The organism is Vibrio sp. CB1-5, assembly GCF_059412285.1.
Genome location: NZ_JBJHPB010000047.1, coordinates 1 through 17962, shown reverse-complemented (window position 1 = coordinate 17962; position 17962 = coordinate 1). Strand labels below are relative to the sequence as shown.

At 46.8% G+C, this 17962-nt stretch carries 14 protein-coding genes; 12 read left to right on the top strand and 2 right to left on the bottom strand.

Annotation, left to right across the window (positions count from 1 at the left end; genetic code table 11):
* Window positions 1-356: 356 nt before the first annotated feature.
* The 8 genes from secE to rpoC all read left to right on the top strand — a co-directional run bounded on the left by secE (window position 357) and on the right by rpoC (window position 12362).
* Window positions 357-734, top strand: coding sequence for a preprotein translocase subunit SecE (gene secE / locus ACJB0T_RS21250; protein ID WP_042478967.1), 378 nt, complete (start codon window positions 357-359; stop codon window positions 732-734).
* 13 nt (window positions 735-747) lie between these two features.
* Window positions 748-1296, top strand: a complete 549-nt coding sequence (gene nusG / locus ACJB0T_RS21245; RefSeq protein WP_042503218.1) for a transcription termination/antitermination protein NusG — start codon at window positions 748-750, stop codon at window positions 1294-1296.
* Window positions 1297-1484: 188 nt separating this feature from the next.
* Window positions 1485-1913, top strand: coding sequence for a 50S ribosomal protein L11 (gene rplK / locus ACJB0T_RS21240; RefSeq protein ID WP_008078231.1), 429 nt, complete (start codon window positions 1485-1487; stop codon window positions 1911-1913).
* Between the two features lie 4 nt (window positions 1914-1917).
* Complete coding sequence (rplA, locus tag ACJB0T_RS21235) at window positions 1918-2619, top strand: 50S ribosomal protein L1 (RefSeq protein WP_479291926.1); 702 nt, start codon at window positions 1918-1920, stop codon at window positions 2617-2619.
* 256 nt (window positions 2620-2875) lie between these two features.
* Window positions 2876-3370, top strand: a complete 495-nt coding sequence (gene rplJ, locus ACJB0T_RS21230; protein ID WP_103882682.1) for a 50S ribosomal protein L10 — start codon at window positions 2876-2878, stop codon at window positions 3368-3370.
* A 57-nt stretch (window positions 3371-3427) separates the two neighbouring features.
* Window positions 3428-3796 carry a 50S ribosomal protein L7/L12 gene (gene rplL / locus ACJB0T_RS21225; RefSeq protein ID WP_353497587.1) on the top strand — a complete coding sequence of 123 codons (369 nt, stop codon included), beginning with the start codon at window positions 3428-3430 and terminating at the stop codon, window positions 3794-3796.
* A 250-nt stretch (window positions 3797-4046) separates the two neighbouring features.
* Window positions 4047-8072 (top strand): DNA-directed RNA polymerase subunit beta, encoded by a 4026-nt coding sequence (gene rpoB / locus ACJB0T_RS21220; RefSeq protein WP_479291924.1) that lies wholly within the window; start codon window positions 4047-4049, stop codon window positions 8070-8072.
* 87 nt (window positions 8073-8159) lie between these two features.
* A complete protein-coding gene (gene rpoC, locus ACJB0T_RS21215) occupies window positions 8160-12362 on the top strand; it encodes a DNA-directed RNA polymerase subunit beta' (RefSeq protein WP_479291923.1) in 4203 nt (1400 codons plus the stop codon).
* A gap of 306 nt (window positions 12363-12668) precedes the next feature.
* Here rpoC and rsd read toward each other — a convergent pair whose 3' ends face one another.
* The gene (gene rsd, locus ACJB0T_RS21210) at window positions 12669-13163 is read right to left on the bottom strand and encodes a sigma D regulator (protein ID WP_479292342.1); all 495 of its coding nucleotides are present in this window, start codon (window positions 13161-13163) and stop codon (window positions 12669-12671) included.
* A 163-nt stretch (window positions 13164-13326) separates the two neighbouring features.
* Between rsd and nudC the strand changes: the two genes are divergently transcribed.
* The 3 genes from nudC to ACJB0T_RS21195 all read left to right on the top strand — a co-directional run bounded on the left by nudC (window position 13327) and on the right by ACJB0T_RS21195 (window position 16160).
* A complete protein-coding gene (gene nudC, locus ACJB0T_RS21205) occupies window positions 13327-14109 on the top strand; it encodes an NAD(+) diphosphatase (RefSeq protein WP_479292341.1) in 783 nt (260 codons plus the stop codon).
* A 308-nt stretch (window positions 14110-14417) separates the two neighbouring features.
* A complete protein-coding gene (gene hemE / locus ACJB0T_RS21200; RefSeq protein WP_338165611.1) occupies window positions 14418-15485 on the top strand; it encodes a uroporphyrinogen decarboxylase in 1068 nt (355 codons plus the stop codon).
* A gap of 144 nt (window positions 15486-15629) precedes the next feature.
* On the top strand, window positions 15630-16160 hold the full coding sequence (locus ACJB0T_RS21195) for a DUF4136 domain-containing protein (RefSeq protein WP_479291920.1): 531 nt from the start codon (window positions 15630-15632) through the stop codon (window positions 16158-16160).
* A gap of 84 nt (window positions 16161-16244) precedes the next feature.
* Here the strand turns inward: ACJB0T_RS21195 and ACJB0T_RS21190 are convergent, their stop codons facing one another.
* Window positions 16245-17171 (bottom strand): D-2-hydroxyacid dehydrogenase, encoded by a 927-nt coding sequence (locus ACJB0T_RS21190; RefSeq protein ID WP_479291918.1) that lies wholly within the window; start codon window positions 17169-17171, stop codon window positions 16245-16247.
* Between the two features lie 65 nt (window positions 17172-17236).
* Here ACJB0T_RS21190 and ACJB0T_RS21185 point away from each other — a divergent pair, with 65 nt between their 5' ends.
* A complete protein-coding gene (locus ACJB0T_RS21185; RefSeq protein ID WP_479291916.1) occupies window positions 17237-17824 on the top strand; it encodes a YjaG family protein in 588 nt (195 codons plus the stop codon).
* Window positions 17825-17962 lie beyond the last annotated feature (138 nt).

Here is a 17962-nt window from a genome sequence, read left to right as displayed (position 1 = left end):
CGTGAAGGTGGCCGTACAGTAGGTGCTGGTGTTGTTGCTAAGATCTTCGACTAATTCTTAGAATTGTCGCAAGCTCTGGTAAAATCTTTGAATAAGATTTGACTAAGCAATGCTAAAAAGGGCATCATTTGATGCCCTTTTTCTGCGCTACTATATATAGGGGCGCATAATTCACTCAATGACTGCTCAAAGAGTGAATGAATAAAGGATTTATAAGGGTTGAGTTGGAAAGCGATTTCTACCTGAGCCTTTGCATAATATGTTGGTTTGACTCAAATTTTACCAACATTAAAGGAATAAGCCCTGCAGCAGCGGGGTTGTTGTCGTCTAGTTAAGACTTGTCACAGGTTGGTTTTATGAAAGCAAACGCTGAAACTCCTGATAGCTCAAATGCAGCAGATGTAATTAAGTGGATCGTCGCTTTTGCGCTGCTAGCCGCCGCTGTTGTGGGTAATTACCTGTACGGAGAGCTATCTGTAGTTCTTCGCGCTGCAGGTGTGGTTGTATTGATTGCCGCGGCACTTGGTGTTGCAGCTACAACAACAAAAGGTAAGGCAGCTATCACGTTCGCACGTGAAGCGCGCGTAGAAGTTCGCAAAGTGGTTTGGCCAACACGCCAAGAAACGATGCAGACTACGCTGATTGTCCTTGCAGTAAGTATTGTAATGGCGCTTGCGTTATGGGGTATCGACGGCATTATGGTCCGTCTTGTTGCGTTCATAACCGGGTTATAGAGGGTGTTAATTCATGAGTGAAGCTCCGAAAAAACGCTGGTACGTTGTTCAAGCCTTTTCTGGCTTTGAAGGACGTGTGGCTCAGTCTCTTCGCGAACATATCAAAATGCACGCAATGGAAGAGTACTTTGGTGAAGTGCTAGTACCGACTGAAGAAGTTGTGGAAATGCGCGCAGGCCAACGCCGTAAAAGCGAGCGTAAGTTCTTCCCAGGCTACGTTCTTGTTCAGATGATCATGAACGATGAGTCTTGGCACTTAGTACGTAGTGTACCGCGTGTCATGGGCTTCATTGGTGGTACCTCTGACCGTCCAGCACCTATCACAGATAAAGAAGCTGACGCTATCCTTAATCGTCTAGAGAAAGCTAGCGAAGCGCCTCGTCCAAGAACGATGTTCGAAGCGGGTGAAGTGGTACGTGTTAACGAAGGTCCGTTTGCTGACTTCAACGGTACTGTTGAAGAAGTGGATTATGAGAAGAGCCGCTTGAAAGTGTCTGTATCGATCTTTGGTCGTGCAACACCGGTTGAACTCGACTTTGGTCAAGTTGACAAACTTGATTAATACCGAATTTTTAATGGCTTAGGCCTTTAAAAGTGAGAGTATAAAAAAACACCATTTTAGGGTTGTTAAAGGCGCGAATTATGCTTATAATTTCGCGCCTTTTTACAGTAATGACTGTAGAAAGTTTTTTCAAAACACGGGGAGCTTTCCCATTCGGATAGCGTTTGAACCCAAAATTAGGAAATATCATGGCTAAGAAAGTTGAAGCTTATATCAAACTGCAAGTTGCAGCTGGTATGGCAAACCCAAGTCCACCGGTTGGTCCTGCACTAGGTCAACACGGTGTGAACATCATGGAATTCTGTAAAGCGTTCAACGCAAAAACAGAATCTATTGAGAAAGGTCTACCGACTCCAGTAGTAATCACTGTATACAACGACCGTTCTTTCACGTTCGTAACTAAGACTCCACCTGCTGCTGTTCTTCTTAAGAAAGCTGCTGGCGTTAAGTCTGGTTCAGGTCGTCCTAACACTGAAAAAGTGGGTACAGTGACTGACGCTCAAATCCAAGAAATCGCAGAAACTAAAGCTGCTGATATGACTGGTGCTGACATTGAAGCGATGAAGCGTTCTATTGCGGGTACTGCTCGTTCAATGGGCCTAGTGGTAGAGGGTTAAGATCATGGCAAAACTTACTAAGCGTATGCGCGTAATCCGCGAAAAAGTTGACGTAACTAAAGAATACGAAATCAACGAAGCTGTAGCTCTTCTTAAAGAACTTGCAACGGCTAAATTCGTTGAGTCTGTAGACGTTGCTGTTAACCTAGGCATCGATGCTCGTAAATCTGACCAGAACGTACGTGGTGCAACTGTACTACCTCACGGTACTGGCCGCGAAATCCGCGTTGCAGTGTTCACTCAAGGTGCAAACGCTGAAGCAGCTAAAGAAGCTGGCGCAGACATCGTAGGTATGGAAGATCTTGCTGAGCAAGTTAAGAAAGGCGAAATGAACTTCGACGTAGTTGTTGCTTCTCCAGATGCAATGCGTGTTGTTGGTCAACTAGGTACTATCCTAGGTCCTCGCGGTCTTATGCCAAACCCGAAAGTTGGTACTGTAACTCCTAACGTTGCTGAAGCAGTTAAAAACGCTAAAGCTGGTCAGGTTCGTTACCGTAACGACAAGAACGGCATCGTTCACACTACCATCGGTAAAGTGAACTTCGAAGCGAACCAACTACAAGAGAACCTAGAAACTCTACTAGTTGCGCTTAAGAAAGCGAAGCCGTCTTCAGCGAAAGGTACTTTCCTGAAGAAAATTAGCATCTCTACAACTATGGGTGCTGGTGTTTCTGTAGATCAATCTACACTAAACACTCAAGCTTAATTGCTTGCATAGGTGCGAAATTCTTGTATAATTTTGCGCCTATCAAAATTTGTGGTTGAGGCTGAATTCCTAGTGACTTTAGTCTCCATCCAAGACCGTAGGCGTTCTGAAAAGAACTTAATACTACCTACGTAGATGGTGCCAGATAGAAAGAAAGTTGAGCGTAACGTTTATCTTTCTTCTGGAAAGCACCGTATGAACTCCCAAAATCGCGAAGATTTCGGGTGGTGTAAAAACAACCAGGAGTAAATCCAAGATGGCTTTAAACCTTCAAGACAAAAAAGCAATTGTTGCTGAAGTCAACGAAGCAGCCAGTGGTGCACTTTCTGCAGTTGTAGCTGACTCTCGTGGCGTTGAAGTAGGCGCGATGACTTCTCTACGTAAACAAGCGCGTGAAGCGGGTGTTTACATGAGAGTTGTTCGTAACACTCTTGCACGCCGTGCAGTAGAAGGTACTGAGTATGAGTGTCTAACAGACGCTTTTACTGGTCCAACTCTACTTGCATTCTCTAATGAGCACCCAGGTGCTGCAGCACGTCTTTTCAAAGACTTCGCTAAAGAGAATAAAGAATTCGAGATCAAAGCTGCTGCATTTGAAGGCGCGGTTACTGATGCTGAAGTACTAGCGACACTACCAACTTACGACGAAGCAATTGCACGCCTAATGATGTGCATGAAAGAAGCTTCTGCAGGCAAGCTGGTACGTACTATCGCTGCACTACGCGACCAAAAAGAAGAAGCTGCGGCTTAAGCCTTGCTTTTCACTGGTTGCTATTTAAACTTATTGTTGACTTAAAAGAGAATTGTTATGTCTATTACTAACGAGCAAATCCTAGACGCAGTTGCAGAAATGTCTGTAATGCAAGTTGTTGAGCTTATCGAAGCTATGGAAGAGAAATTCGGCGTTACTGCTGCAGCTGCTGTTGTAGCTGGCGGTGCTGCTGGTGGCGAAGCTGCTGCTGAGCAAACTGAATTCGACGTAATCCTAACTGCTGCTGGCGGTAACAAAGTTGCTGTTATCAAAGCGGTACGTGGCGCAACAGGTCTAGGCCTTAAAGAAGCTAAAGGTCTTGTAGACTCAGCTCCTGCAGCACTTAAAGAAGGTGTTGACAAAGCTGAAGCTGAAGCTCTTAAAGCTCAGCTAGAAGAAGCTGGTGCTTCTGTTGAAGTTAAGTAATTATTGCTTAATTTCTTAGCCGAATAGGCTAATGGCTGGTGGTTTATTGACCACCGGCCTTTTTGCGCTGTAGGGCATAGATGAATTTTCCCGCTGTTTAAGCGTCTATGCACCAAGCAAAAAACGTTGTCTCGACGCTAGAGCCAACGTCACTACAGTAAACAGTTGTTAGTCACTGCCCCATACTCCACCTTAAGTAACTAGGATGGAAGGGCAGTTTGGGTCACTTATCAGCGAGCTGAGGAACCCCATGGTTTACTCTTATACCGAGAAAAAGCGCATCCGTAAGGACTTTGGTACTCGTCCACAAGTTTTGGACATTCCATACCTGCTATCGATCCAGCTTGATTCGTTCGACAAATTCATCGAACAGGATCCTGAGGGTCAATACGGACTTGAAGCTGCGTTTCGTTCTGTATTCCCAATTCAGAGCTATAACGGCAACTCTGAGCTGCAATACGTTAGCTACCGTCTTGGTGAGCCAGTGTTTGACGTTAAAGAATGTCAAATTCGTGGCGTTACGTATTCAAAGCCACTACGCGTAAAACTACGCCTAGTAATCTTTGATAAAGACGCACCAGCAGGTACTGTAAAAGACATTAAAGAACAAGAAGTCTACATGGGCGAAATTCCGCTTATGACAGACAATGGTACCTTCGTTATCAATGGTACCGAGAGGGTTATCGTATCCCAGCTGCACCGAAGCCCAGGCGTGTTCTTCGACAGCGATAAGGGTAAGACTCACTCTTCAGGTAAAGTTCTTTATAACGCACGTGTTATTCCTTACCGTGGTTCATGGCTCGACTTCGAGTTCGACCCGAAAGATAACCTGTACGTTCGTATCGACCGTCGTCGTAAACTACCAGCATCGATCATTCTTCGTGCACTAGGTAAGTCTACGCAAGAAATCCTCGATATCTTCTTCGAAAAAGTAAACTTCGAAGTTAAGGATCAAACTCTACTTATGGAGTTGGTGCCTGAGCGTCTACGTGGTGAGACTGCTTCTTTCGATATCGAAGCAAACGGCAAAACTTATGTTGAGACTGGTCGTCGCGTTACTGCTCGTCACATCCGCCAACTAGAAAAAGATGGCGTTGAGTTCATTGAAGTACCTGTCGAGTACATCGTAGGTAAAGTAGCTTCTCAAGACTACATCAATGAAGCGACAGGTGAGATCATTGTTGGTGCAAACCAAGAGATCAGCCTAGAAGCACTAGCAAACCTATCTCAGGCTGGCGTTAAAAAACTAGAAGTTCTGTTTACGAACGATCTAGACCACGGTCCGTTCATGTCTGACACTGTTCGTGTCGACAGCACGGTAGACCGCATCTCTGCATTGGTAGAAATCTACCGCATGATGCGCCCTGGTGAGCCGCCAACAAAAGAAGCTGCAGAAGCACTTTTCGAAAGCCTATTCTTCTCAGAAGAGCGTTATGACCTATCGACCGTTGGTCGTATGAAGTTCAACAGCTCTATCATGCGTGAAGATGCTCTAGAACAGGGTACGCTGGATGAGACTGATATCATCGAAGTGATGAAGAAGCTTATCGCGATCCGTAACGGTATCGGTGAAGTCGATGATATCGACCACCTAGGTAACCGTCGTATCCGTTCTGTAGGTGAAATGGCTGAGAACCAATTCCGTGTTGGTCTTGTACGTGTTGAGCGTGCAGTGAAAGAGCGTTTGAGCCTAGGTGACCTTGATGCAATCATGCCTCAAGACCTAATCAACGCTAAGCCTATCTCTGCGGCAGTTAAAGAATTCTTCGGCTCTTCACAGCTATCTCAGTTTATGGACCAGAACAACCCGCTTTCAGAAGTGACGCACAAGCGTCGTATTTCTGCATTGGGTCCTGGCGGTCTAACTCGTGAGCGTGCTGGCTTCGAAGTTCGTGACGTACACGTAACTCACTACGGTCGTCTATGTCCTATCGAAACACCTGAAGGTCCGAACATCGGTCTAATTAACTCTCTATCAGCATTCGCGCGCTGTAACGAGTACGGTTTCCTAGAAACTCCGTACCGCCGCGTTGTTGATGGTGTAGTAACTGACGAAGTTGATTACCTATCAGCAATCGAAGAAGGCCAATTCGTTATCGCACAGGCTAACGCTGCGCTAACTGAAGAAGGCACTTTCGATGATGAGCTAATCACAGCACGTCAAAAAGGTGAATCTGGTCTTCACCCACGCGACCATGTTAACTACATGGACGTTGCAACAAACCAAGTAGTATCTATCGCTGCGTCGCTTATCCCGTTCCTAGAACACGATGATGCGAACCGTGCATTGATGGGTGCGAACATGCAACGTCAGGCTGTTCCAACACTTAAGGCTGACAAGCCTCTAGTTGGTACTGGTATCGAGCGCAACGTAGCGGTTGACTCTGGTGTAACAGCAGTAGCTAAACGTGGCGGCAGCGTTCAGTCTGTAGACGCGTCTCGTATCGTTATCAAAGTTAACGAAGACGAGCTGATCCCTGGCGAAGCAGGTATCGATATCTACAACCTGACTAAGTACACGCGTTCGAACCAGAACACTTGTATTAACCAGCGCCCAACCGTACTACCTGGCGAGCCAGTAGCACGCGGTGACGTTCTTGCTGATGGTCCTTCAACAGATCTTGGTGAGCTAGCGCTTGGTCAAAACATGCGTATCGCGTTCATGCCTTGGAACGGTTATAACTTCGAAGACTCGATCTTAGTATCTGAGCGCGTAGTTCAAGAAGACCGCTTCACGACTATCCACATCCAAGAACTATCTTGTGTGGCACGTGATACCAAGCTGGGCTCTGAAGAGATCACAGCGGATATTCCAAACGTAGGTGAGTCTGCTCTGTCTAAACTAGACGAGTCAGGTATCGTTTACATCGGTGCTGAAGTTAAGGGTGGCGACATCCTAGTTGGTAAAGTAACACCTAAAGGTGAAACTCAGCTAACTCCAGAAGAGAAGCTACTACGTGCGATCTTCGGTGAAAAAGCATCTGACGTTAAAGATACTTCACTACGTGTACCTAACTCTATTTCAGGTACCATCATTGATGTTCAAGTCTTCACTCGCGATGGCGTAGAGAAAGACAAGCGTGCTCTAGAAATTGAGCAAATGCAGCTGAAAGAAGCGAAGAAAGACCTAACTGAAGAATTCCAGATTCTTGAGGGTGGCCTTCTAAACCGTGTTCGCGCTGTACTACTTCAAGGTGGTTACTCTGACGCTAAACTAGATACTATCGATCGTAAGAAGTGGCTAGAACTAACGCTAGAAGACGATGCAATGCAAACTCAGCTTGAGCAACTTGCAGAGCAGTACGACGAGCTAAAAGCAGACTTCGATAAGAAGTTTGAAACTAAGCGTCGTAAGATCACTCAAGGTGATGATCTAGCGCCTGGCGTTCTTAAGATTGTTAAAGTTTACCTAGCGGTTAAACGTCGTATCCAGCCTGGTGATAAGATGGCGGGTCGTCACGGTAACAAGGGTGTAATCTCTAAGATCAACCCTGTTGAAGACATGCCTTACGATGAGAAAGGTCAGCCTGTCGACATCGTACTTAACCCACTGGGTGTACCTTCGCGTATGAACATCGGTCAGATCCTTGAGGTTCACTTAGGTCTGGCAGCGAAAGGTATCGGTGACAAGATCAACCAGATGGTGAAAGAGCAGCAAGAACTAGCGAAATTCCGCGAATTCCTGCAGAAGGTTTACGATCTAGGTGGTACTCGTCAGAACGTTGATATTGCATCACTGTCTGATGACGAAGTACGTACTCTGGTTAAGAACCTACGTGGCGGTCTACCGATTGCTACACCTGTCTTTGACGGTGCGTCTGAGAAGTCTATTAAAGAACTTCTAAAACTGGGTGACCTACCAGAATCTGGTCAGCTAACTCTGTTTGACGGTCGTACTGGTGATGCGTTTGAGCGTCCTGTAACTGTAGGTTACATGTACATGCTGAAACTAAACCACCTTGTTGATGACAAGATGCACGCTCGTTCAACTGGTTCGTACAGCCTAGTAACTCAGCAACCACTTGGTGGTAAAGCTCAGTTCGGTGGTCAGCGTTTCGGTGAGATGGAAGTATGGGCACTAGAAGCATACGGTGCTGCATATACGCTTCAAGAAATGCTAACGGTTAAGTCTGATGACGTTAACGGCCGTACGAAGATGTACAAAAACATCGTCGATGGTAACCACAGCATGGAACCTGGCATGCCAGAATCGTTCAACGTACTGTTGAAAGAGATCCGCTCGCTAGGTATCAACATCGAGCTAGAAGACGAATAATCCCTCTGGATTATCTGGTAGAAAAGGGGCTCGCACAGGTTTGCTGACCTAGCGGGTTCCTTTTTAAACTCCTTACAGGAGCTGATTGTGAAAGACTTATTAAACTTTCTAAAAGCACAGCATAAGACCGAAGAATTTGATGCAATCAAAATCGGTCTATCTTCACCTGACATGATCCGTTCATGGTCTTTTGGTGAAGTTAAAAAACCAGAAACTATCAACTATCGTACGTTCAAGCCTGAGCGCGATGGTCTGTTCTGTGCGCGTATCTTTGGTCCAGTTAAAGACTACGAATGTCTTTGTGGCAAATATAAGCGTCTGAAGCACCGTGGTGTTATCTGTGAGAAGTGTGGTGTAGAAGTTACACAAACTAAAGTTCGTCGTGACCGCATGGGCCACATCGAGCTTGCGTCTCCAGTAGCTCACATCTGGTTCCTAAAATCGCTACCATCTCGTATCGGTTTGCTAATGGACATCCCACTACGTGATATCGAGCGCGTTCTTTACTTCGAAATGTACGTAGTAACAGAGCCGGGTATGACGGATCTAGAAAAATCACAGATGCTTACTGAAGAAGAGTATCTTGATCGTCTAGAAGAATGGGGTGATGAGTTCACTGCTAAGATGGGTGCAGAAGCGATCAAAGATCTGCTGTCTACTATGGACATGCACGCTGAAGCAGAGATGATGCGCGAAGAGCTTGAGTCTACAAACTCAGAAACTAAGCGTAAGAAAATCACTAAGCGTCTGAAGCTAGTTGAAGCGTTTATTCAATCAGGTAACAACCCTGAGTGGATGATCCTAACTGTTCTTCCGGTACTTCCGCCAGATCTACGTCCTCTAGTACCACTAGATGGCGGCCGTTTCGCAACGTCTGATCTGAACGACCTATACCGTCGCGTAATCAACCGTAACAACCGTTTGAAGCGTCTTCTAGAGCTAGCGGCTCCGGACATCATCGTACGTAACGAAAAGCGTATGCTGCAAGAGTCTGTTGATGCCCTTCTAGATAATGGTCGTCGCGGTCGTGCGATCACAGGTTCGAACAAGCGTCCTCTGAAATCTCTTGCTGATATGATCAAGGGTAAACAAGGTCGTTTCCGTCAGAACCTACTAGGTAAGCGTGTAGACTACTCTGGCCGTTCTGTAATCACAGTAGGTCCATACCTTCGTCTGCACCAGTGTGGTCTTCCTAAGAAGATGGCACTAGAGCTATTCAAACCATTCATCTACAGCAAGCTAGAAACTCGTGGCATGGCGACGACAATCAAAGCAGCTAAGAAGATGGTAGAGCGCGAAGAAGCGATCGTTTGGGATATCCTAGACGAAGTAATCCGCGAACACCCAGTACTATTGAACCGTGCACCAACACTTCACCGTCTTGGTATCCAGGCGTTCGAACCAGTACTAATCGAAGGTAAAGCGATTCAGCTACACCCACTAGTGTGTGCGGCGTACAACGCGGACTTCGATGGTGACCAAATGGCGGTTCACGTGCCTCTAACTCTAGAAGCACAGCTTGAAGCTCGTACTCTGATGATGTCGACAAACAACATTCTGTCGCCAGCATCAGGTGATCCGATCATCGTACCTTCTCAGGACGTTGTATTGGGTCTGTACTACATGACACGTGACAAGATCAACGTGAAAGGTGAAGGTATGTACCTTGCTGGCCCTGAAGAGGCTGAGAAGGCGTACCGTACTAAGAGTGCAGAGCTACACGCTCGCGTTAAAGTGCGTATCACTGAAACGGTAGTGGACGAAGATGGTAACAGCACAACTGAAACTAAGATGGTCGATACGACTGTTGGACGTGCAATGTTGTGGCAAATCGTGCCGAAAGGTCTTCCGTATAGCTTGGTAAACCAAAAGCTAGGTAAGAAGCAAATCTCTAACCTGCTAAACGAGGCTTACCGTAAGCTGGGTCTTAAAGATACTGTAATCTTTGCTGACCAAGTAATGTACGCAGGTTTTGCATACGCAGCACTTTCTGGTGTATCGGTTGGTATCGATGACATGGTTGTACCTCAAGCGAAGTACGACGAAATCGAATCAGCAGAAGAAGAAGTTCGCGAAATCCAGGATCAGTTCCAATCTGGTCTTGTAACCGCGGGTGAGCGCTACAACAAAGTGATCGATATTTGGGCATCGACCAACGATCGCGTAGCGAAAGCGATGATGGACAACCTTTCATCTGAAACGGTTACTAACCGTGACGGTGAAGAAGAACAACAAGAGTCGTTCAACAGCATCTACATGATGGCTGACTCGGGCGCTCGTGGTTCTGCAGCTCAGATTCGTCAGCTTGCTGGTATGCGTGGTCTGATGGCACGTCCAGATGGTTCAATCATCGAGACGCCAATCACCGCGAACTTTAAAGAAGGTCTAAACGTACTTCAGTACTTTATCTCAACGCACGGTGCTCGTAAGGGTCTTGCGGATACGGCACTGAAAACAGCGAACTCGGGTTACCTAACTCGTCGTCTTGTTGACGTTGCTCAGGATGTTGTTGTTCACGAACACGATTGTGGCACTCATGAAGGTGTTGACATGATGCCTCATATCGAAGGTGGTGACGTTAAAGTTGCACTTTCTGAACTGGCACTAGGTCGTGTTGTTGCTGAAGACGTTCTTAAACCAGGTACTGAAGAAGTTCTGATCCCACGTAATACTCTGATTGATGAGAAGTGGTGTCAGATCATGGAAGAAAACTCTGTAGACAGCATGAAAGTGCGCTCAGTAGTTACTTGTGATGCAGACTTCGGTTGTTGTGCACAGTGTTACGGTCGTGACCTAGCACGTGGTCACCTAGTGAACCAAGGTGAAGCAGTGGGCGTTATCGCTGCTCAGTCTATCGGTGAGCCGGGTACACAGCTTACGATGCGTACGTTCCACATCGGTGGTGCGGCATCTACTGCAGCAGCAGAGAACAGCATCCAAGCTAAGAACACAGGTTCTGTGAAACTTCACAACGCTAAGTTTGTTATCAACAAAGATAAGAAACTGGTAATCACCTCTCGTGCGTCAGAAATGACGATTATCGATGAGTTCGGTCGTACCAAAGAGAAGCACAAACTTCCTTACGGTTCACTACTGACTAAAGGTGACGGCGATGCAGTTCAAGCTGGTGAAACAGTAGCGAACTGGGAAGCGCACACGCTACCAATCATTACTGAAGTAGCAGGTCGCATCCAATTCGTAGACATGATCGACGGCGTAACTGTTGCTCGTCAAACAGATGACCTAACCGGTCTATCTTCAAGCGAAGTAACAGAAGCGGCAGCTCGCCCAGCAGCAGGTAAAGATATGCGTCCAGCAATCAAACTTGTTGATGAGCAAGGTAACGACGTAATGATCGCAGGCACTGAAATGCCAGCACTTTACTTCCTACCTGGTAAAGCGATCGTGAACATCGAAGATGGCGCAGAAGTAGGTGTGGGTGATACGCTAGCACGTATTCCACAGAAATCTGGCGGTAACAAAGATATCACCGGTGGTCTACCTCGCGTTGCGGACCTATTCGAAGCTCGTAAGCCAAAAGAGCCAGCAATTCTTGCTGAGCACTCTGGTACCGTTTCATTCGGTAAAGAGACGAAAGGTAAGCGTCGTCTAATCATCGCTCGCGATGGTGGCGATAACTACGAAGAGATGATTCCTAAGCATCGTCAGCTAAACGTGTTCGAAGGTGAGCGTGTTGAGCGTGGTGACGTCATTGCCGATGGTCCAGAAACTCCGCATGACATTCTACGTCTACGTGGTATTCACGCTGTGACTCAATACATCGCGAACGAAGTTCAAGAAGTATACCGTCTACAGGGTGTAAAGATTAACGATAAGCACATCGAGACTATCGTTCGTCAAATGCTACGTAAGTGTACAATTACTCATGCTGGTGACTCTGAGTTCCTACCAGGCGAGCAGGTTGAATACTCAAGCGTTAAGATCGCAAACCGTCAGCTAGAAGCTGAAGGCAAAGAACTTGTACGTTTCGAGCGTGACCTACTAGGTATCACTAAGGCATCTCTAGCAACAGAATCGTTCATCTCTGCGGCATCGTTCCAAGAAACGACGCGCGTACTAACAGAGGCAGCGGTATCTGGTAAGCGTGACGACCTACGTGGTCTGAAAGAGAACGTAATCGTGGGTCGTCTGATCCCAGCGGGTACGGGTTTTGCGTATCACCAAGACCGTCAAGCTAAGCGTGACGAAGCTCAAGAAGGTCCATCAGCTGAACAAGCGACGGACAACCTAGCTGCGCTACTAAACGCAGGTTTCTCTTCTGACGAGTAATCGCAGAGCGAAATGAAAAAAAGGCGCCGAAAGGCGCCTTTTTTGTGTCTGTTGTTTGTAAGAGAGATGCCATCATCTCGGTAGAGTTATTGTCTTAAAAGCGCTAATACCCAACAACATCGTCATCTCCTTGAAAAAGGAGATATCTCGCGGCTAGTGACTCACCAATTTGAGCACGATACTCGTGGACAGAGATCCTCACTTTCGTGAGGATGACGTGAGGCCGGGGTATGACGTGTTGTCGGAGGCGAGTACCTGCTAGGCGTGCGAAGAGCAACGAGTAATTGGTTCGTGTGCTATCTATGCCTATGCACCTGGCGGAATCGCCAAACTGTCCGCAATCAGCTGAATCAGCTTATCTTCCACTTCAAAGCGCAGCTCAAGTATCTCACCAACTTTAGACATATCTTCCTCAAAGCCAGGAAGCTCATCTTCAATCTTCACTTGCACGTACTTGTCATTGAACTCAAGCAGTGGGTCGGTCGTGAGAACGATCTTAGCGTAGGTGGCATCGATATCGTCGTTGGTTTTAAAGCCGGTCGCTTTCCACTTATCCATCACCATGTCATAGATCTTAAAGTGACCTTCGGAGATGTAATCCACGAGATGGTCGCAGAATGAGCTGATTTCTTTAGCGGTAGGCAGCTCGATCACATTCGACTGAGCATGAGCGGGTTGTAGGGAGCCAAGCTTACAGTATTCAACAATAAGCGCTTGTCTTGTTTCTAGCCAGTGGTCGATGACTTCGCTTGAGCCACCCCATTGTTCTTGTACTTGTTTGAATTTATTTAACATGACCATGTCCTCATGATCGGCACTGCAATTGGCAGCTGCACGCTTTGTAATGACAAAGAGTAAAGAGAATTCGTTTCTCATTTACCAGAGTTAGAATTTCGAGTTTTCTAGCTGGTATGAAATTAGATTGCCAGTAAAATGGTCGAACTGCAAGTGAAGAGGATTGATGATGTTAAAAAAAAGTAAAGCAACCATTCGTCAAGCTTATTGGTGTGTGGTGTCGGGGAACGAGCTTTGGCTTGCAGATGGCGATGTTCCGTTTGGCTCAGCAGAGCAATATTCCCTACCTGCCGAGCAAGCGATTCAAGTGGGTGAGTTTGAAGGCCACCCAGTTATGTGGCTTAACGATGCCGACTTAGACAGTGAGCGAGAACTGACATCGCTGCGAGAACTGCTTCACTTACCAGAAGCGCTGTTCTATCAATTTTCCAAAGCGATTCAATATGGCTATATGAGCCAATCTATGCGTTTTTGTCCTCAGTGCGGAGGTCGCAACCATCTCAACCACAATCAGCTCGCTATGCAGTGTCAGGATTGCAGAACGCTGCATTATCCACGCATTTTCCCATGTATTATTGTCGCTGTTCGAAAAGGGCAGCAAATCTTGCTCGCTCAGCACAATCGCCACGCGGGTGGCATGTACACGGTGATTGCAGGCTTTCTGGAAGTAGGCGAAACACTCGAGACCTGTGTTGCCCGTGAAGTGGAAGAAGAGACGGGGATTAAGGTGAAGAATATCCACTACTTTGGCAGTCAGCCATGGGCATTTCCATCGAGTATGATGATGGCCTTTCTTGCCGATTACGAGAGTGGTGAGATCAAGCCGGACTATTCGGAACTCAAAGACGCGCAGTGGTTTGATACCAAGGAACTGCCGCTAGTGGCGCCGGAAGGAACGATTGCTAGAGCGCTGATTCATGCCACGGTCGACGCCGCTTCGACAGAAAAATGACAAAAAAAACCCTCCGCGAACGGAGGGGGTAAGTAAGATGTCGTTATGAGATGCTGAGTCTTAAGACTCAGTAGTATTATTGTAATTTTCGCTAGCAAACAAACTTTTAACATTCCTTTTGATACTTGGCAAATCCACCTAGTAACTGCGTATTGATAATATGATCTGCTTTGCAAAGTGACTCTTTTTTGAGCGGTAGCGCAGCACAGTCGATAGTCCTCAAATTTTGGTAAAAGAATTGTTATCTAAAGCTGCAAACCATGAATGAATAGCGGTAAACTAACGCCTTTCGAATTGGAGAAAAAAGAATGACGGAATTAAAGAACGATCGCTATCTTCGAGCGTTGCTAAAGCAACCTGTCGATTACACACCGGTATGGATGATGCGCCAAGCTGGACGTTATCTTCCAGAGTATCGTGAGACTCGCTCAGTGGCGGGTGATTTCATGTCGCTGTGTAAGAATGCAGAGCTGGCGTCTGAAGTGACGCTTCAGCCACTGCGCCGTTTTCCGCTAGATGCCGCCATTCTATTTTCTGATATCTTGACGATTCCGGATGCAATGGGGCTAGGTCTGTACTTTGAAGCTGGTGAGGGACCTAAATTTGAGCGTCCTATTACTTGTAAAGCAGATGTCGACAAGATTGGGCTTCCAGATCCAGAAGGCGAATTACAGTATGTGATGAATGCGGTACGTCAGATCCGTAAAGACCTAAACGGTGATGTTCCACTTATCGGCTTTTCTGGTAGTCCTTGGACATTGGCAACTTACATGGTTGAAGGTGGAAGCTCAAAGGCGTTCACCAAGATAAAAAAGATGATGTACGCAGAGCCGCAAATCCTGCATGCCCTTCTTGATAAGCTAGCAGACAGCGTAATCGAATATCTCAATGCACAGATCAAAGCCGGTGCACAATCTGTAATGGTATTTGATACTTGGGGTGGCGTATTAACACCTCGTGATTACAACCTGTTCTCACTTCAGTACATGCACAAGATTGTGGATGGCCTGATTCGTGAAAACGAAGGTCGCCGCGTTCCAGTGACATTGTTCACTAAGAACGGTGGTATGTGGCTAGAGCAAATCGCAGCAACAGGCTGTGATGCTGTTGGTCTAGACTGGACCATTAATATTGCTGATGCGAAAGCGCGTGTGGGTGATAAAGTCGCACTACAAGGTAACATGGACCCTTCAATGCTGTACGCTCAGCCAGAGCGTATTCGTGAAGAAGTGGCGACCATTCTAGAAGGCTTTGGCGATGGTGGTACAGGTCACGTGTTCAACCTTGGTCACGGTATTCACCTTGATGTACCGCCAGAAAATGCAGGTGTGTTTGTTGAAGCGGTTCACGAGCTATCTAAGCCATACCACAAGTAATGTGTTTAGATGCGAAGTGCTTAGACTCAGTCTAACCTATTGTGTCTAAATAGTGAGATGCCGTTATTTCCTTATCGGAGGTGACGGCATTTTTGTATCCTCTTGACTATGCTTTAACTAGGTTTCGTTTAACGAGGCACCCCAATGTTTAAAGTGTTTCTCTCCTTGCTCGCCTCTGTGCTCTTAGCCACCGGCTGTGCTTCTGATGTCGCGACTGACTATAACTCCGGCGTGAATTTTTCTGCATTCAATACTTATCAATATCAAGAAAATGAAGCCGCGCCATTGAGCCTTGATGGTGCACGTATTAAGCAAGCGGTCGATAATGAGCTTGGTATCCGGGGCTTTACCATGAAAGAGCAGGGTGCAGACCTTGTGGTTCGCTATGATATCTTGGAAGGCACCGAGCTTAGAGCGGATGGGCCAAGTTTCGGCTTTGGCTTTGGCACTGGAAGCTATAACAGCGGCTATGGTGTTGGTGTTCGCACCCCAACACGCGTTAAAGAGAAGAAGTTTGGCAAGCTGGCGGTCGAATTAGTCGACTCGACAACTAACGACGTAGTGTGGCGCTCGGTCTCACAGCGACAGTTAACGGAAACCATGAAACCTGCTGATAGAGATGTGTTTGTGCAAGAGCAGGTTCATAAGATGTTTGAGGAATATCCAATAAAGTAATGGTTAAGAGCGGTTCTTGGCCCTAGGCTCTTAAAGGACCAAGGACCAAGGACCAAGGACCAAGGACCAAGGACCACAGGACCCCTAATACCCCCGCTCAAAATCAACCACATTCTGCAACTGAAACCCATCACGCCAACGCAGATAGTTCTCCGCAAAAATGTCCACTACCTGCTCAGGGAAGCTAATCGCTGCGATATGCGGAGTAACCGTCACATTCGGGTTGCTCCAATACGGGCACTCTTGTGAGATAGGCTCATGAATAAACACATCCAAAAACGCATGCACTAAATGTCCTCGCTCTAATGCTTGGAGCAGAGCATTGCCGCCTACGGTTTGACCTCGTCCGACATTAAAAAACAGTGCATGGCGACAGGCTGAGAATAATCGCTCATCAAAAAGGCCATCGGTGGTTGGGGTATTCGGAAGCGTATTAACGATGATGTCAGCGCTTTCAAGTGCTTTGTCCGCTTCATTGATATGGTAGGTTTCTGCAAACACACTTTGTCTTGGCGGAATGCCGGTACGATTAACACCAATAGGAACAATGCCAAGTGCTTTCACTGTGTTGGCTAAGTGGCTACCAATAGCGCCAGTACCAAAAATAACCATGCGTTTGCCGATCATGGATTGATAAGTGTGAGGCTGCCAATCACGTTTTTGTTGCTGCTGCTTGTACAGGTCGAAATGTCGGAAATAGCCAATCGAGTAACCCAGAACGTATTCACTAATCTGCTGACCAAAAATGCCTTTCACATTTGTGAGTTTGTAATCCTTGCGAAGTGATTCGCCAAGCAGTGCATCGATACCTGCGTACGTAGACTGAACCCATTCTAACTCCTTAGCGTCATCCAGTTGCGGTGCCAGTTTTGGTGGCGCTGCTAACAAGATAGTCGCACCATCGATCTCTGAGGTGATCTCGAGATCTGGCAGCTGTTTGCTTTCAAGGAGCTTTCGGTAGTGGTCGTTGTTGTCCGTCACAAGTGCTAAGCGATGCTTTTGCGTCGTCATTTCTGGCTATTCCCTATCCGTTTGGTTACACTTCCGCAGACTATATTCACTACGGCAGAGCGACCATGTTAAAGAACCCTATTCAGGTACGTATCGAAAAATTTGAGCCTTGGCAGCATATCACTTTTATGACCTGTTTGTGCGAGCGTATGTATCCCAACTTCGCTATGTTCTGTGAGCAAACTGAGTTTGCTGAAGCGCGCGTGTACCGCAATATTTTGGATGCGGTATGGGAACTGCTGACGGTGAAAACCGCCAAAATTAACTTCGAAAAGCAGCTTGAAAAGCTAGAAGAGGTCATTCCAAACTCGGAAGATTTCGAGATGTACGGCGTCTATCCAGCGATTGATGCATGCTTTGCTTTGTCGACTCTGCTGCATGGTTTGCTCGATCGCGATTACTTGCTGGAATCCACACTCAAGGTCAGCCAACAGTCTGTCGCGACAGTGGCACAGCTTGAACAAGCAGAAACCGGTGTGGAAATCACTAACGATAACCAAAAAGAAAACGAAGCTGTGTGTGAAGAGTGGGACGTACAGTGGGCAATCTTCCGCCCGTTGCGCGATTGCACTGAACGTGATATTGAATTGATCAAAGACTTACGCGCTGAGCTGAAAGAGCAGGGTGTGAGTAATATTGGGGTAGAGATTTAGGGTAAGAGCGGTCCTAGGGCCTAGGTCCTAGGACTGGCAATGTAGGAGCCTTGCGTAATTGACAGATTTTCACTAGCATCCTGAAGGACCAAGGACCAAGGACCAAGGACCAAGGACCAAGGACCAAGGACCAAGGAC

What these genes read in the sequence shown, in the direction of transcription:
- rplK (WP_008078231.1), top strand. Translation starts at nt 1,485, where the DNA reads ATGGCTAAGAAAGTTGAAGCTTATATCAAACTGCAAGTTGCAGCTGGT.
- rsd (WP_479292342.1), bottom strand. Translation starts at nt 13,163, where the DNA reads ATGGTCATGTTAAATAAATTCAAACAAGTACAAGAACAATGGGGTGGC.
- secE (WP_042478967.1), top strand. Translation starts at nt 357, where the DNA reads ATGAAAGCAAACGCTGAAACTCCTGATAGCTCAAATGCAGCAGATGTA.
- nudC (WP_479292341.1), top strand. Translation starts at nt 13,327, where the DNA reads ATGTTAAAAAAAAGTAAAGCAACCATTCGTCAAGCTTATTGGTGTGTG.
- nusG (WP_042503218.1), top strand. Translation starts at nt 748, where the DNA reads ATGAGTGAAGCTCCGAAAAAACGCTGGTACGTTGTTCAAGCCTTTTCT.
- rplJ (WP_103882682.1), top strand. Translation starts at nt 2,876, where the DNA reads ATGGCTTTAAACCTTCAAGACAAAAAAGCAATTGTTGCTGAAGTCAAC.
- hemE (WP_338165611.1), top strand. Translation starts at nt 14,418, where the DNA reads ATGACGGAATTAAAGAACGATCGCTATCTTCGAGCGTTGCTAAAGCAA.
- ACJB0T_RS21195 (WP_479291920.1), top strand. Translation starts at nt 15,630, where the DNA reads ATGTTTAAAGTGTTTCTCTCCTTGCTCGCCTCTGTGCTCTTAGCCACC.
- ACJB0T_RS21185 (WP_479291916.1), top strand. Translation starts at nt 17,237, where the DNA reads ATGTTAAAGAACCCTATTCAGGTACGTATCGAAAAATTTGAGCCTTGG.
- rpoB (WP_479291924.1), top strand. Translation starts at nt 4,047, where the DNA reads ATGGTTTACTCTTATACCGAGAAAAAGCGCATCCGTAAGGACTTTGGT.
- rplL (WP_353497587.1), top strand. Translation starts at nt 3,428, where the DNA reads ATGTCTATTACTAACGAGCAAATCCTAGACGCAGTTGCAGAAATGTCT.
- ACJB0T_RS21190 (WP_479291918.1), bottom strand. Translation starts at nt 17,171, where the DNA reads ATGACGACGCAAAAGCATCGCTTAGCACTTGTGACGGACAACAACGAC.
- rplA (WP_479291926.1), top strand. Translation starts at nt 1,918, where the DNA reads ATGGCAAAACTTACTAAGCGTATGCGCGTAATCCGCGAAAAAGTTGAC.